This is a genomic window from Pseudomonas sp. BP8, assembly GCF_017875955.1.
In the GTDB taxonomy this organism is placed as follows: Bacteria; Pseudomonadota; Gammaproteobacteria; order Pseudomonadales; family Pseudomonadaceae; genus Aquipseudomonas.
Genome location: NZ_JAGINK010000001.1, coordinates 1,827,569 through 1,843,150, shown reverse-complemented (window position 1 = coordinate 1,843,150; position 15,582 = coordinate 1,827,569). Strand labels below are relative to the sequence as shown.

Here is a 15,582-nt window from a genome sequence, read left to right as displayed (position 1 = left end):
AAGTTCGTCACTGCGGGCCCTTTCAGTGAGCATGCGCGGGCAACATGACAGTTTGAAACTCGCTCTGAGCGGACCTTGGGCTGGATCCCTGGATGCGTATCAAGGCATGCCGCAGGGCTGGCGTAGACAACGGCCATGGCAGTTCGGCGATAACCCACAAGCCTTGTCTGCGGGCCATGGCAGCGCAATCTGGTGTACCTGGACGGCGGGTTCCTACGAACAACAGAGCCTTGGGGGCGGCGACCTGGCTCAGTTGTTCAAGCAAGGCGTTGCTTTCGCCAGCGGGCATGGCGTGGTCCAGGACCAACAGGTCACAGCGACGGGTGCTGCCCAGGCAGGCCATGGCGGCAGGCAGATGTTCGGCTACGCGAACATTGAACACACCTTGAGCGTTACACGCCTGGTGCAGGGTGATCTGATGGCAAGGGCTTGCCTGGTAGATCAGGATATTGAGCCGGTTCATGGGTCGCTCCCGAGCGCCTTGCGCCCTGACCAAGTGACCCGCCACTGTAGAAAAACGATTGTCGCTTTACATTCAGAAATGTCTGAAAGTGTTGGGGAACAATTCCCACTTTAAAGTTCTATTGGAATTGCGCCTGGCTTGAGTTCGCCTTTGGGGTTGGGGCTTTTGGGGTGGGGGCTTATCTATTTGATGTGGTGGCTTTTCGGGCCCCTTCCGCCCTTACGGCGGGTCACTTTTTTTCTTGGAAAAAAGTAACCAAAAACCGCTTGCTCCTGCATCCGGCCCTTCGCTGCGCTACGGGTTCCCTCGCTCCGGTCTTGCTCCGGGAGGACCGCGCTGTACGGCCCATCCTGGGCCTCAGCGCTTTCCGGCCATCCATGGCCTCCACCTCCCTGCGCAAGACCTCCACTCGGCCTCCTGAAGTCGCTGGTAGATCAAGAGCAAGATCAAGATCAAGATCAAGATCAAGATCAACAGCCAGGGCAACGGCTGGCGAATCGCTGCGCTCTCGCTTTGTTTATCTACCAGCGGATTTGTGGGGTGGCTGGCAGGGCTGCGCCCTGCGATTTGCATTGGCAGTACCGGCCTCTTCGCGGGACAAGCCCGCTCCTACAGGATTGCGCCGAATTCAAAACCGGCGCTGTACCTGTAGGAGCGGGCTTGCCCCGCGAAGAGGCCCGAATATCCACCACCGCAGCCACTATCGAAGACAACGCCAGCCCAAACGCCGCCCGTAACTTCGCGACTGCAGGAGGATGCAGGAGTAGGCGGCTTATTTATGAGCGGATTTGTGGGGTGGCTGGGCAGGGCTGCGCCCTGCGATTTGCATTGGTAGTACCGGCCTCTTCGGGCAAGCCCGCTCCTACAGGGATTACGCCGAATTCAAAATTTGCGCAATACCTGTAGGAGCGGGCTTGTCCCGCGAAGAGGCCCGAATATCCACCACTGCAGCCACTATCGAAGACAACGCCAGCCCAAACGCCGCCCGTAACTTCGCGACTGCAGGAGGATGGTAAGCGTCCGCCCAACTCACCTTGCGTAAGTTAGGCAGACACCCACTGATGCGGTAACAGTTGCCCGATCTCACTGGCCCGTTGCGTCGGCAACCGCGTCAGTACATCTTTGAGATAGGCATATGGATCATGCCCACTCATGCGCGCCGATTGGATCAGGCTCATGATTGCAGCTGCTCGTTTGCCGCTGCGCAACGACCCGGCAAATAACCAGTTCGAGCGCCCGAGTGCCCATGGCCGTATCTGGTTTTCAACTTGGTTGTTGTCGATGGGCACAGCACCATCGTCCAGGTAGCGCGTCAGCGCTACCCAGCGTTTCAGGCTGTAGTCGAGGGCTTTGGCCGTGGCTGATCCGTTGGGCACCAGGTCGCGCTGGGCCAACATCCAGTCATGCAATTTTTTACTGATCGGTACCGCCATTTCCTGACGTATTCGCCAGCGATCTTCATCACTCATGTCCCGCGCCTGGCGTTCCACCTCGTACAGGCCGCTGATCGAGTGCAACGCCTGTTCGGCTAGCTGACTTTTGTTCGCCACATGCAGATCGAAAAACTTGCGACGGGCGTGGGCCATGCAGCCGATCTCAGTGATGCCTTGCTCAAAACCAGCTTTATAACCAGCGAAGTCATCGCAAACCAGCTTGCCGTTCCAGTCGCCCAGGAAGTTACGCGCGTGTTCGCCAGCACGGCTTGGGCTGAAGTCGTAGACCACCGCCTTGAGCGCCGAAAACGGCGTCGTGCTGTAGGCCCAGACATAGGCTCGGTGGGTTTTCTTCTCGCCCGGCGCAAGCATTTGCACCGGCGTTTCATCAGCGTGAATCACGCCCTGGTTCAGAACGGCTTCACGCAGTGCATCGACCAGCGGCTGGAGCCGCACACCGGTTTGTCCGACCCACTGGGCCAGGGTCGAACGAGCGATTGCCAGCCCCGCGCGGCCAAAGATTTTCTCCTGCCGGTACAGCGGCAAGTGGTCGGCAAACTTCGCCACCATCACGTGGGCCAACAAGCCTGCGGTCGGGATACCTTTGTCGATAACCTGCGCCGGCACCGGCGCCTGCATCAGTATCTCGCACTGACGGCAGGCCCATTTGCCACGCACATGTTGCTCGACAGTGAACACGCCCGGCGTGTAATCCAGCTTCTCGCTGACGTCTTCGCCGATGCGCTGAAGTTGGCAGCCACAGGCGCACTGAGTGTCTTCGGGTTCGTGACGAATCACTGTGCGTGGAAACTGCGGCGGCAATGGCGCACGTTTCGGAGATTGCCGTGGCTCGGCTTGTGGCGAAGCTGGAAGGAGCTGTTTCAGTTCTGCTGCGATAGCTTCAAGGTCTGTGTCGAGCAGGTCGTCCAGCAAGCTGCCTTGCGCCGGGCTGATTTGCTCGCTGCGCTTAGCAAACTTGTGGCGCTTGAGCAGGGCGATTTCGAACTTGAACTGTTCGATGAGGATTTCATCGTTCTGGATCTTCCTGCTCATCGCCTCGACTTGGGACTGCAACTGCAGCGCCTGTGCCGCTAAGGCACGGAGCTGTTCCGGGGTCATCTGGTCGAGGTTGGGCGAGAAAGTCATGCCGCCGATTGTGCCAGAGCAGGCCCGAAACGACGACAAGCAGACCGGTCAAATGGCCGGCGATTACAGCATGCTGATCACGCCACCCGTACCGACTCGCTGCCACGGCAAACCCAGTACCAACGCCTGGAGTTGTTCGCTGTCGAGTTCGACCTCGCAGCCGTGGCGAATTCCGGGCCAGTGAAACTTGCCTTGGTTCAGTCGCCGCGCCGCAAGCCAGACGCCCACGCCATCGTGCACCAGTACTTTCATCCGGTTAGCCCGACGATTGGCGAACAGATAGGCGCAGTGCGGCTTCGCCGCACCGAACACTGCGATCACCCGGGCTAATGCGGTTTCGGTGCCGGCGCGCATATCCATCGGCTCGGTGGCCAGCCAGATTGCATCGATGCGGATCATTGAGCGACAGCCCGGATAAATTGCGCGCAGCCCTCGGGATCTGAGGTTGGCCATTTCACTGTGATCACTTGGCCGGCCATGGGCAACTCGATGATCACTGACGCTTCGGCTGGCCGTTTAGGTACGGCTTTTAGCGGGACGAATGCCGGTAGTGAAGTCGCTGCGGGCTGGTCTCGATAGAGCGGCATCCATTTTCGGATGACGTTGGCATTGATGCCGTGGCTGATGGCGACACTTGAGACAGTGGCCCCAGGTTGCAGGCATTCCTGAACGACTTGGGCTTTGAACGGTTTCGGATAAGAGCTTCGTTGGCGCATGGAAATCCTGGCGATAAGGGCGATCGCGTCCGCTTAAAAATACGCGGACACCATCGCCCTTAAAGCTGGAGTTCGGAAGGTGAGTTCGCCGGACGGTTACGGAGGATGCAGGAGTAGGCGGTTTATTTATGAGCGGATTTGTGGGGTGGCTGGGCAGGGCTACGCCCTGCGATTTGCATTGGTAGTACCGGCCTCTTCGCGGGGCAAGCCCGCTCCTACAGGGATTACGCCGAATTCAAAACCGGCGCTGTACCTGTAGGAGCGGGCTTGTCCCGCGAAGAGGCCCGAATATCCACCACCGCAGCCACTATCGAAGACAACGCCAACCCAAACGCCGCCCGTAACTTCGCGACTGCAGGAGGATGCAGGAGCAGGCGGTTCATTTATGAGCGGATAAAAGTGACCCGCCGTAAGGGCGGAAGGGGCCAGAAGCGGCAGCACATCAAATGGATAAGCCCACAATTCCTAAGCAAGCCAAGCCAAGCCAAGCCAAGCCAAGCCAACAGATCATCTCCCCAACAATCCGTGAAAAAAGCCCATCTCAAGGATGGGCTTTTTCAATACTGCGGCTACCGCTTACAACGGCTTACCACGATTGCCATGCTGGCTGACAAACGCCTGCACCGCCTTCAGATCGTTAGGCAATACCGTACAACGCTCTTCACGGCTGAACAGATCAGTCAGGTGCGTCGGCAACTCCAACGCCTTGCCCACACCAGCCTTCTCCACTGCCTCAGGGAACTTGACCGGATGCGCAGTGCCCAGCACCACCATCGGGGTATCCAGGCTACGACGGCATTCACGGGCAGCCTTGACCCCAATCGCAGTGTGCGGATCAAGCACTTCACCGGTGCTGGCGAAGACTTCAGCGATGGTTTCGCAGGTCTCTTCGTCGCTGACCGCCAACGAGTCAAACAATTTGCGCGCTTCGGTCCAACGGTCTTCGTCGACGCTGAAACCGCCACCTTGCTTGAAGTTGGCCATCAGCTCGGCAATCGCAGCGCCATTACGGCCATGCAGGTCGAACAGCAGGCGCTCGAAGTTGGACGAGACCATGATGTCCATCGACGGCGACAGGGTCGCGTGCAGGGTGTCCTTGACGTACTGGTTGCCGCTCATGAAGCGGTGCAGGATGTCGTTGCGGTTGGTCGCCACAACCAGCTGGCTGATCGGCAGGCCCATGTTGCGCGCCAGGTAACCGGCGAAGATGTCGCCGAAGTTACCGGTCGGCACCGAGAACGCGATCGAACGCGCCGGGCCGCCCAACTGCAGGGCTGCATGGAAGTAGTAGACGATCTGGGCCATGATCCGCGCCCAGTTGATCGAGTTGACCGCGACCAGGCGGGTGCCCTTGAGGAACGACTGGTCGGCAAAGCTGGCCTTGACCATCTCCTGGCAGTCGTCGAAGTTACCTTCGATGGCGATGTTGTGGATGTTCTCGCCAAAGATCGAGGTCATCTGCCGACGCTGAACTTCCGACACACGCTGGTGCGGGTGAAGGATGAAGATGTCGACGTTGTCGCAGCGGCGGCAGCCTTCGATCGCAGCCGACCCCGTGTCACCACTGGTGGCGCCGACGATAACCACGCGCTCGCCGCGCTTGGCCAGAACATGATCGAGCAAGCGGCCGAGCAGTTGCAGGGCGAAGTCCTTGAACGCCAGGGTCGGGCCGTGGAACAGCTCCAGGACCCACTCGTTGCTGTTCAGCTGGCGCAGCGGTGCCACTGCGGCGTGAGAAAACGCGCCGTAGGTTTCTTCGAGGATCTTCTTGAAATCGGCATCGGCGATGCTGCCGGTGACGAACGGGCGCATGACCCGGAAGGCCAGCTCGTGATACGGCAGGCCGGCCCACGAGGCGATCTCTTCCTGGGTGAAGCGTGGCAGGTTCTCTGGCACATACAGGCCGCCGTCAGTGGCCAGGCCTGCGAGCAGGACATCTTCGAAGTTCAGGGCCGGGGCCTGGCCGCGAGTACTGATATAACGCATGGATGCAAACCTTCGATGCTGGAGCCCGGGCCGCACAGGCGGCCCGAAGGCGAAATTAGTTGAGCTGTTCGACGCGAATGCGCACGACCTTGCCGACCACATCCTGCAGAGCTTCCAGGGCGACGATTGCATCGTTGATGCCCTGCTCGACCACGCGGTGAGTGACCAGGATCATCGGCACCAGGCCATCCTGCTCCTCGGCTTCCTTCTGCATGATCGACTCGATGTTGATACCGCGCTCGGAGAGGATGCTCGCGACCTGGGCCAGTACGCCCGGATGGTCCTTGGCCTGGATGCGCAGGTAGTAGGAGCTCTCGCAGGCTTCGATCGGCAGGATCGGGTGAGCAGACAGCGAATCGGGCTGGAAGGCCAGGTGCGGCACGCGGTTCTCCGGGTCGGAGGTCATCGCACGGACCACGTCGACCAGGTCGGCGACCACCGACGAGGCGGTCGGCTCCATGCCGGCGCCGGCGCCGTAGTACAGGGTCGAACCGGCTGCGTCGCCGTTGACCATCACGGCGTTCATCACGCCATTGACGTTGGCGATCAGGCGGTCGGCCGGGATCAGCGTCGGGTGCACGCGCAGCTCGATGCCAGCCGGGGTGCTGCGGGCAACGCCCAGGTGCTTGATGCGGTAGCCCAACGCTTCGGCGTAGTTGACGTCAGCGGTGGTCAGCTGAGTGATGCCCTCGGTGTAGGCCTTGTCGAACTGCAGCGGAATACCAAAGGCGATCGAGGCAAGGATGGTCAGCTTGTGCGCCGCATCGATACCTTCGACGTCGAAAGTCGGGTCGGCTTCGGCGTAACCCAGGGCCTGCGCTTCGGCGAGAACATCCGGGAAGGTGCGGCCCTTCTCACGCATTTCAGTGAGGATGAAGTTACCGGTGCCGTTGATGATCCCCGCCAGCCAGTTGATGCGGTTGGCCGAAAGGCCTTCACGGATAGCCTTGATTACCGGGATGCCACCGGCCACGGCCGCTTCAAAGGCGACGATGACGCCCTTCTCGCGCGCCTTGGCGAAGATTTCGTTGCCGTGCACGGCAATCAGCGCCTTGTTCGCGGTCACCACGTGCTTGCCGTTTTCAATGGCTTTCAGGACCAGATCGCGGGCAATCGTGTAGCCGCCGATCAGTTCGATGACGATATCAATCTCCGGGTTGCACGCGACCTCGAACACATCAGCGGTAATGGGGGTACCGGTAATCTGGCAGTTCGGGTTCTGCGAGCGCATGGCGATCTGTGCAACTTCAATACCGCGCCCGGCACGGCGGGCAATCTCCTCGGCGTTGCGCTGAAGTACATTGAAGGTTCCGCCACCGACGGTCCCCAACCCACAGATGCCTACTTTGACCGGTTTCACTGTGAACTCCCCATTGAACGGCCGGCACCTGCGCCGACCGTGAAACATTGCCGTCACCCCATGACGACGGCGTACTGAATGAATTACTTGGCAGCTTTTGCATCACCGGCAAGGGCCAATTTGGCCACTTGTGGCGCCGGCTGGTAACCCGGAATCACCTGACCGTTCTCGAGCACGATCGCCGGCGTGCCATTGACCCCGATCGACTGGCCCAGGTGGAACTGCTTGCCGACCGGATTGGCGCACTTGGCAGCCTTGATCTCTTTGCCTTCGACCATCTTGTCCATCGCCGCCTGGCGGTCGCTGGAGCACCAGACCGCCTGCAACTGCTCATCGCCCGGCGAGCCGAGGCCCTGGCGCGGGAAGGCGACATAACGCACTTCGATACCGCGACGGTTGAGCTCCGGCACTTCGGCATGCAGCTTGTGGCAGTACGGACAGGTGGTGTCGGTGAATACGGTGATGTGCGACTTGGTTTCGCCCTTGGCAGGATAAACCACCATCTCGGCGGCGGGAATGCCGTTGATGAGCTTGGCGACGCCCTGGCGCTCGGTCTTCTCGGTCAGGTTGACCGGCTTGCCATCCTGGATCTGGAACAGATAGCCCTGCATGACGAACTGGCCATCGGCGCTGGCGTAGAGCACGCGACCGCCCTGCAGTTTGACTTCATAGAGGCCATTGAGCGGGCTGCTGGCAACGCTCTCGACCGGGACTTCCAGCTCGAGCGTCTGCAGGGTCTTGCGAATTGCCTGTTCGGCGCCCGCGTTGCCATCGGTGGCCGCCGCGGAGGCGAAAGTACTGGCCAGCGCCAAGGCGGCGGCGGCGAAAATCTGGGTCACGCGCATGGGGTACTCCTGAAGACGGACGGGGCCGGAGGACGTCGCCTGCGTAAATAATCGCGGCGACCGTGCGGCCCTTGGTGCAAACCGCCCAAGCCTACCACATCAGGCCCGCGCTGAATGGTCCCTGGGCGCCGCTTGGCGGAACATGAAAATCATTCATCCACGCGGATGATGCTCGGCGTGCAGCTGTTGCAGGCGGGCCTTGGCTACATGGGTGTAGATCTGCGTGGTCGACAGGTCGCTGTGGCCCAACAGCATCTGTACCACGCGCAGGTCGGCGCCATGGTTGAGCAAGTGGGTTGCGAACGCATGACGCAGGGTGTGCGGCGACAGCGACTTGTCGATACCGGCGACCATGGCCTGGTGCTTGATCCGATGCCAGAAGGTCTGCCGGGTCATCTGTTCACCGCGCAAGCTGGGGAACAGCACATCGCTGGGACGCTCATTGAGCAGTTCGGCGCGGGCCTGGCGCAGGTAGCGCTCGATCCACAGCACCGCCTCCTCGCCCATCGGCACCAAACGCTCCTTGCTGCCCTTGCCCATGACGCGCAGCACACCTTGGCGCAGGTTGACCTGATCGAGGGTCAGGCTGACCAGTTCGGTTACTCGCAAGCCGCAGGCGTAGAGCACTTCGAGCATGGCACGGTCGCGCTGGCCGATGGCTTCGCTGAGATCCGGCGCCTGCAGCAAGGCTTCGACGTCCGCCTCCGACAGGGACTTGGGCAGTGGTTTGCCCAGTTGCGGCATATCGATCTGCAGGGTCGGATCGACGCCGATCAGTTTTTCCCGCAGCAAATACCGATAGAAGCCACGCAACCCGGAGATGAAACGCGCGGTGGAACGTGGTTTGTAACCTTGATCGAGGCGCCAGGCCAGGTGATCGAGGATCAGCTCACGAGCGGCGTCTGGCAGCGCTACGCCACGCTCTTCAAGCCAACCGTTGAACAGGGCGAGGTCGCTGCGATAAGAGGCGCGGGTGTTGTCGGAGAGGCCTTTTTCCAGCCACAGGGCGTCGAGGAACTGGTCGATCAGGGGGTGGTCAAGGGCGGGCATGCAGGGTGTCGAATGAGAAGAGTGGGCGTCAGTGTTTCACAGTGAATATGCGCTTGTCTGTACTGGCCTCTTCGCGGGGCAAGCACAGACCACGCGATACTATCAGGCCTCAGCCAGCACCGGCACCGGGCGCTTGTCCTCATCAATGGCGACGAAGCTGAACACCCCATGAATCGCCCGCTCACGCCCATCCAGGTACATGTTCTCGACGAACACATCGACCTGCACCTGCAAACTGGTATTGCCCACCTTGACCACGCTGCCGACCAGCTCGACGATCGAGCCCGCCGGGATCGGGTGCTTGAAGTCGATACGATCGGTCGACACCGTCACCAGCGGCAGCCGGCAGAAACGCGTGGCGGCAATAAACGACACCTCGTCCATCCAGGCCAGGGCAGTCCCGCCGAACAGGGTGTTGTGGTGATTGGTGGTATTGGGGAACACCGCCTTGGTCACGCGCGTCACCGATAGCTCGGTGCGGCGCTGGATTTCCTGGTCTCGGCTGCTGGTCATGGTTATGTCACATCGCAATGGCAAGGTTTCATAAAGCAAAAAAGCAGCCCGAAGGCTGCTTTTTTTCTCGCAGGGTGGCCGCAGCCACCCGTCAAACTGTACTCAGGACAGTTTTTCTTTGATGCGAGCGGCTTTGCCGGACAGGTCACGCAGGTAGTACAGCTTGGCTTTACGCACGTCACCACGACGTTTCACGGCCAGGCTGTCGATCTGCGGGCTGTAGGTCTGGAAGGTACGCTCAACGCCAACGCCGCTGGAGATCTTGCGCACGGTGAAAGCGCTGTTCAGACCGCGGTTACGCTTGGCGATGACAACGCCTTCGAACGCCTGCAGACGGGAACGATCACCTTCCTTCACTTTAACCTGGACGACAACGGTGTCGCCTGGTGCGAAGGTCGGGATTTCCTTGCTCATCTGCTCTGCTTCGAGCTGCTGGATGATTTTGTTAGTCATGCTGTGCTCCTAAGGTGGATAAACGTGATCCACCATCGATACGTTAACTATCGTTCCGCTCGCGGAGGTATTCCTCGAGCAGCTTCTTCTCTTCTCCAGAAAGTGAGCGACTTTCCAGAAGATCGGCGCGTCGTTCGAAGGTCCTACCAAGGGACTGCTTCATCCGCCATCGCCGGATATGTGCATGGTTGCCACTTAGCAACACGTCGGGTACACGCTGATCCGCATACACCTCAGGTCGGGTGTAGTGCGGGCAATCCAGCAAGCCATCGGTGAAGGAGTCTTCCTCCGCCGAGCCTACATGCCCTAAAGCTCCGGGCAGCAGCCGCGTAACCGCATCGATCAGTACCATGGCCGGCAGCTCACCACCGGAAAGCACATAGTCCCCAATCGACCACTCTTCATCGACATAAGCATCAATAAAACGCTCGTCAATGCCTTCATAACGGCCGGCGATCAGGATCAACGATGCCTGTTCGGCCAAGCCTTTGACCGCTTGCTGATCCAGCTTGCGGCCTTGTGGCGAAAGGTAAATTACCTTTGCCGCTGCTCCGGTCGCTTGCCTGGCACTGGCCAGGGCATCTTCCAGAGGCTTGATCTTCATCACCATCCCCGGACCACCGCCAAAAGGCCGATCATCCACCGTGTGGTGGCGATCACTGGTGTAGTCCCGCGGATTCCAGCAAGTGACTTGCAACAAGCCCTGCTTCACCGCGCGGCTGGTAATGCCGTACTCAGTAATGGCCGAGAACATCTCGGGGAACAACGTGATGACTTCTACGCGAAGGTTACCCATCAGTTAGAAATCCGCGTCCCATTCGACCCGCATCACACCGGCTTCGAGGTCGACTGTCAGCACACATTGCGCCGTATAGGGCAACAAGCGCTCACGGTCATCCAGGCTGCCTGCGCAAGGCTTGACCACCATTACATCGTTCGCGCCGGTCTCCAACAGGTGATCAACCGTGCCGAACAGCTGTTCGTCCTGGTTGATGACTTTCAGACCGACCAACTGGTACCAGTAGTACTCGTCGTCCGTCAGGTTGGGCAAAAGGCTGCGCGAGATGCAAATCTCGTAACCGCTCAGAAGACGCGCTTCATCACGATCGTCGAGCCCTTTGAGCTTGGCGACCAGCTCCTTTTTATTGGAACGGCCACTGACCAGCTCTACCTGCTTGACCGAGCCTTCGCGCCGAAGCGTCCAGTCACGGTAATCCAACAGGTTTTCAATCGGATCGGTAAAGGAGTACACCTTCACCTCGCCGCGAACGCCGTGAACCGAAAAAATCTTGCCAACGACGATGAGGTCGTCAGCCTTTTCTGGCGTCGCGTTCATACTGTTCAGGCAGCAGCCTTGGCAGCTTCCTTCAGCAGCTGAGCAACACGCTCAGACGGCTGTGCGCCGACGCTCAACCAGTGAGCAACACGGTCTTGTTTAACGGACAGACGAACTTCCTGACCACGGGCGATCGGGTTGAAGAAGCCAACCTGTTCGATGTGGGAGCCGTCACGCGGGTTGCGCGAGTCGGTTACGGTCAGTTGGTAGAACGGGCGCTTTTTGGAGCCGCCACGGGCAAGACGAATGGTAAGCATTGAACATCGTTCCTGTAGTCGGTGCTGCAAATCATGATGCACAGCGGGCACACGGGTGCCCGAAAGGCCGCATATTCTCAAGGAATATACGGACTTTTGCAAATGCCTTTTTACTTCAAGGAAAAAGGCCAGCCTGCAGATCTGCTATTAAGCTGCCTCTCTCTATAAAAGGCAGCGGTATTCCCGCCGAAGCGGGGTTCCGGGCAGCGGCGCAGTTGCCGCCACTGACCTGAATCGGTTTACAGCTTGGGCATGCCGCCACCCGGCATCATGCCGCCAAGGCCGCGCATCATCTTCGACATGCCGCCCTTGGTGGAGAATTTCTTCATCATCTTCTGCATTTGCTTGTGCTGCTTGATCAAGCGGCCGACGTCCTGCACCTGGGTGCCAGAACCGAGGGCGATACGGCGTTTGCGCGAACCGCTGATCAGCTCAGGGTCACGGCGCTCGGCCGGGGTCATGGAGTTGATCATCGCCTCCATCTGCTTGAACTGCTTCTCGGCCGCGCCCTGGGCGTTGCCCATCTGCGACAGGTTGACGCCGCCAATGCTCGGCAGCTTGTCCATCAGCCCGCCCAGACCGCCCATGTTCTTCATTTGCTGCAGCTGGTCGCGGAAGTCTTCGAGGTCGAAGCCCTTGCCCTTCTTGAGCTTCTTGGCAAGCTTGTCGGCCTTGGCCTTGTCGATATTCTGCTCGGCCTGTTCGATCAGGCTGAGCACGTCACCCATGCCGAGGATCCGCGAGGCGATACGGTCAGGGTGGAACGGCTCGAGCGCTTCGCTCTTCTCGCCCATACCGATGAACTTGATCGGCTTGCCGGTGATGGCGCGCACCGACAGTGCGGCACCGCCACGGGCATCACCGTCGACCTTGGTCAGCACCACGCCCGTCAGCGGCAGTGCATCGCCAAAGGCCTTGGCGGTGTTGGCGGCGTCCTGGCCGGTCATGGCGTCGACCACGAACAGGGTTTCGACCGGCTTGACTGCGGCGTGCAGGGCCTTGATCTCATCCATCATGTCGGCGTCGATGTGCAGACGGCCGGCGGTGTCGAGGATGACCACGTCGATGAACTTGAGCTTGGCCTCGCGGATGGCCGCTTCAGCAATGGCCACCGGCTTCTGGCTGATGTCGGACGGGAAGAAGGTCACCCCGACCTCATTGGCCAGGGTTTCCAGCTGTTTGATCGCTGCCGGGCGGTAGACGTCGGCGGAGACCACCATGACGGTCTTTTTCTTGCGCTCTTTAAGGAAGCGCGCCAGCTTGCCTGCGGTGGTGGTCTTGCCCGCACCCTGCAGGCCGGCCATCAGTACCACGGCAGGCGGGGTGGCGTTGAGGGCGAGGTCTTCGTTGGCCGCGCCCATCAGGCTTTCAAGCTCGGCCTGGACGATCTTCACGAACGCCTGGCCCGGCGTCAGGCTGCGCGAGACTTCGGTGCCGACCGCGCGTTCCTTGATGCTGTTGACGAAATCCTTGACCACCGGCAGGGCGACGTCGGCCTCGAGCAGCGCCATGCGCACTTCGCGCAACGTGTCCTTGATGTTGTCTTCGGTCAGCTTGGCCTTGCCGGTGACATGGCGCAGCGTCTGTGACAGGCGGTCGGTCAGGTTTTCGAACATGGTGATCCTTTCAGGCTTGGCAAAGCCGAGGTTTGTCAGGCGCCCTGGCGGAATTTGGACACGCGCGGGGCACAGCAAGCCGGCGATTATAGCGAAGAGTTGTGGCTGCGCACACCATGCTCGGATGGATGTACCGGCATCAATGCCGCCAGGCCTGCCATCGGTCTTCCTTGGCAGACGCGTTCTATGCCAAACTCCGTCTCTTTCAGGGCTTGCCTACCAGGACTTATGCTCTCTTCACCCAGCCTCATCCCCAACCTGATCGCCGCCGGCCTCTATATAGTTGCCGCGTTCTACCACGGCAGCCGCCTGGCCCAGGGCACCCGTGCCGACAAACGGCTGCTCGGCCTGCTGGGAGCAATTGCCGTGATTGCCCAGGGCGGTGCCCTGTTCTTCCAGCTGATTACCCCGCTCGGCCTGAGCCTGGACTTCTTCAGTGCATCGAGCCTGATCGCCGTTGCCGTGATCAGCCTGACGCTGCTGGCCTGCCTGCGCATCCCGGTGGAAAACCTGCTGATCCTGCTGTTCCCGCTCGGCGCGATCACCGCCCTGCTGGCCCAGTTCGCGCCGCCGGGCACCGTGCCGCTGATCAACGAAGAGCCCGGCATCCTCGCGCACATCCTGCTGTCGATCCTGGCCTACGGGCTGTTCACCATTGCCGTGTTCCAGGCCCTGCTGTTGCTGCTACAGGACCACCAGCTCAAGCACAAGCACCCGTCCGGGCTGATTCGCAACTTCCCGCCGCTGCAAACCATGGAAAGCCTGCTGTTCGGTTTTCTCTGGACCGGCTGGGTCCTGCTCTCGCTGTCGCTGATCTCTGGCTGGCTGTTCCTCGACAACCTGTTCGCCCAGCACCTGGTGCACAAGACCTTGCTCGCGTGCATCGCCTGGATCGTGTTCAGCGTGCTCTTGTGGGGTCGCACACGCCTCGGCTGGCGTGGCCACAAGGCGATCCGCTGGACCCTGGCCGGCTTCTGCCTGCTGATGCTGGCCTATTTCGGCAGCAAGCTGGTACGCGAATTCATCCTGCATATCTGACGGTCACCTATGGATAGCCTGCCGTTCGTCCAGTTGCACGCGCCACTGTTAGCCACCCTGGCCTTGGCGCTGCTGTGGGCGGTGCTGTTCAGCACCGTCGACGCGGCGCGCCAGCTACTCACTGGCCAGGCGCGTGGCACAGATTCGGCAGAACCCGCCCTGCCCGCGCAGGCCCTGGTGTTTGGCGCCAGCCTGGGCAAGCTGCTGGTACTGGGCCTGGCCTGCCTGATCGGCCAGCACCATAGCGGCGATCATGGTTTCTGGGCGGGTGGCCTGACGGCCGCGCTGGTCCTGCTGGTACTCGCCGAGTACCTGCCCAGGCGTCTGGCCCGGCGCAACCCGCAGGCCTTCGTCAGCTTCGGCGCCAGCCTGCTGAAACTGCCGCTGGCCATCCTGCAACCGCTGGCATGCCTGCTCGACGGCAGCGCCAAGCTGATCCTGCGCCCATTCCGCGCCCAGCCAACAGCGGTTGCCCTGCACGCGCAGGACGAGGATGAAGAGGATCAGGACGAGCTCCACGCGTTCAACCGCCACGGTCTGATCGAAGGCCTGCAAGCGCTGGACAAGGTCACCGTCAACGACATCCTGGTGCCGCGCAACGAAGTCGACGGGGTCAACCTGGACGACCCGATCGAGCGCATCATCGAGCAGTTGATCGTCAGTCGGCACACCCGTTTGCCGGTGTATCACAACGACATCAATCAGGTTGAGGCGGTACTCAACACCAAGCTGATCAGCCACCTGTTGCCCCACGCCGAACTCACCCTGCAAGCCCTGCACGCTGCCTGCTACGAGCCGTACTTCGTGCCCGAAAGCACGCCACTGCAGATGCAACTGCTCAATTTCCACAAGCAACAGCGCCGGCTCGGCGTGGTGGTCGACGAATACGGCGAGGTCCTCGGCATCGTCACCCTCGAGGACATTCTCGAAGAGATCGTCGGCGAGTTCGAAGACGAGCAAAGCCAGGACAACCCGCACATTCACCCGCAGGCCGATGGCCGCTTCGTCATCGAAGGCACCGCCTCGCTGCGTGATCTCAACCGCAGCCTGGGCTGGCACCTGCCCTGCGATGGCGGGCCGAAGACCCTCAATGGCCTGGTCACCGAAGCACTGGAGAGCATACCGGCCAGCGCGGTGTGCCTGAAGATCGGCCGCTACCGCATGGAGATCCTCGAAACCGAGGACAATTGTGCCAGCAAGGTACTGGTCTGGACCGTGACCCGCTAGCTATACTCCGGTCACGCTTACCCAGCCCTGCCGTCCCGCCCGCTACCCGCACTCGGCGCCACACGGCCAGTCCGCTTCACTGACACCCCTGCGGTCCTGTTTCAACACCCTGAACAGCGCCGTCCCCCTCCCTATCCCCTGGG

General features: G+C 60.7%; 16 protein-coding genes. 2 read left to right on the top strand and 14 right to left on the bottom strand.

Annotated elements, in window-relative coordinates; translation table 11 throughout:
• Nucleotides 1–22: 22 nt before the first annotated feature.
• The 14 genes from J3B00_RS08005 to ffh all read right to left on the bottom strand — a co-directional run bounded on the left by J3B00_RS08005 (nt 23) and on the right by ffh (nt 13,174).
• Entirely contained in the window at nt 23–463 is a 441-nt protein-coding gene (locus J3B00_RS08005; protein WP_209866455.1) for a histidine kinase, read from the bottom strand.
• Between the two features lie 1,043 nt (nt 464–1,506).
• A complete protein-coding gene (locus J3B00_RS08000) occupies nt 1,507–3,042 on the bottom strand; it encodes an IS66 family transposase (RefSeq protein ID WP_209863109.1) in 1,536 nt (511 codons plus the stop codon).
• Nucleotides 3,043–3,105: 63 nt separating this feature from the next.
• The gene (tnpB, locus tag J3B00_RS26520; protein WP_232893846.1) at nt 3,106–3,441 is read right to left on the bottom strand and encodes an IS66 family insertion sequence element accessory protein TnpB; all 336 of its coding nucleotides are present in this window, start codon (nt 3,439–3,441) and stop codon (nt 3,106–3,108) included.
• On the bottom strand, nt 3,438–3,758 hold the full coding sequence (locus tag J3B00_RS07990) for a transposase (protein ID WP_034111071.1): 321 nt from the start codon (nt 3,756–3,758) through the stop codon (nt 3,438–3,440). Before J3B00_RS07990 ends, tnpB begins: the two co-directional genes overlap by 4 nt.
• Before the next feature lie 576 nt (nt 3,759–4,334).
• Nucleotides 4,335–5,744 carry a threonine synthase gene (thrC, locus tag J3B00_RS07985; protein ID WP_209866451.1) on the bottom strand — a complete coding sequence of 470 codons (1,410 nt, stop codon included), beginning with the start codon at nt 5,742–5,744 and terminating at the stop codon, nt 4,335–4,337.
• Nucleotides 5,745–5,799: 55 nt separating this feature from the next.
• Entirely contained in the window at nt 5,800–7,104 is a 1,305-nt protein-coding gene (locus tag J3B00_RS07980) for a homoserine dehydrogenase (RefSeq protein WP_209866449.1), read from the bottom strand.
• Nucleotides 7,105–7,187: 83 nt separating this feature from the next.
• The gene (locus J3B00_RS07975) at nt 7,188–7,949 is read right to left on the bottom strand and encodes a DsbC family protein (RefSeq protein WP_209866447.1); all 762 of its coding nucleotides are present in this window, start codon (nt 7,947–7,949) and stop codon (nt 7,188–7,190) included.
• A gap of 153 nt (nt 7,950–8,102) precedes the next feature.
• A complete protein-coding gene (gene xerD / locus J3B00_RS07970) occupies nt 8,103–8,999 on the bottom strand; it encodes a site-specific tyrosine recombinase XerD (protein WP_209866445.1) in 897 nt (298 codons plus the stop codon).
• 102 nt (nt 9,000–9,101) lie between these two features.
• Nucleotides 9,102–9,512, bottom strand: a complete 411-nt coding sequence (locus J3B00_RS07965; RefSeq protein ID WP_209866443.1) for an acyl-CoA thioesterase — start codon at nt 9,510–9,512, stop codon at nt 9,102–9,104.
• Nucleotides 9,513–9,614: 102 nt separating this feature from the next.
• A complete protein-coding gene (rplS, locus tag J3B00_RS07960) occupies nt 9,615–9,965 on the bottom strand; it encodes a 50S ribosomal protein L19 (protein WP_011535315.1) in 351 nt (116 codons plus the stop codon).
• A 43-nt stretch (nt 9,966–10,008) separates the two neighbouring features.
• The gene (gene trmD / locus J3B00_RS07955) at nt 10,009–10,761 is read right to left on the bottom strand and encodes a tRNA (guanosine(37)-N1)-methyltransferase TrmD (protein WP_209866441.1); all 753 of its coding nucleotides are present in this window, start codon (nt 10,759–10,761) and stop codon (nt 10,009–10,011) included.
• 3 nt (nt 10,762–10,764) lie between these two features.
• The gene (gene rimM, locus J3B00_RS07950; protein ID WP_209866439.1) at nt 10,765–11,301 is read right to left on the bottom strand and encodes a ribosome maturation factor RimM; all 537 of its coding nucleotides are present in this window, start codon (nt 11,299–11,301) and stop codon (nt 10,765–10,767) included.
• Between the two features lie 5 nt (nt 11,302–11,306).
• Entirely contained in the window at nt 11,307–11,558 is a 252-nt protein-coding gene (rpsP, locus tag J3B00_RS07945) for a 30S ribosomal protein S16 (protein ID WP_209866437.1), read from the bottom strand.
• Between the two features lie 239 nt (nt 11,559–11,797).
• Nucleotides 11,798–13,174, bottom strand: a complete 1,377-nt coding sequence (gene ffh / locus J3B00_RS07940) for a signal recognition particle protein (protein ID WP_209866436.1) — start codon at nt 13,172–13,174, stop codon at nt 11,798–11,800.
• Between the two features lie 228 nt (nt 13,175–13,402).
• Between ffh and ccsA the strand changes: the two genes are divergently transcribed.
• On the top strand, nt 13,403–14,212 hold the full coding sequence (gene ccsA, locus J3B00_RS07935) for a cytochrome c biogenesis protein CcsA (RefSeq protein ID WP_209866435.1): 810 nt from the start codon (nt 13,403–13,405) through the stop codon (nt 14,210–14,212).
• Nucleotides 14,213–14,221: 9 nt separating this feature from the next.
• Nucleotides 14,222–15,439, top strand: coding sequence for a transporter associated domain-containing protein (locus J3B00_RS07930; protein ID WP_209866434.1), 1,218 nt, complete (start codon nt 14,222–14,224; stop codon nt 15,437–15,439).
• Nucleotides 15,440–15,582 lie beyond the last annotated feature (143 nt).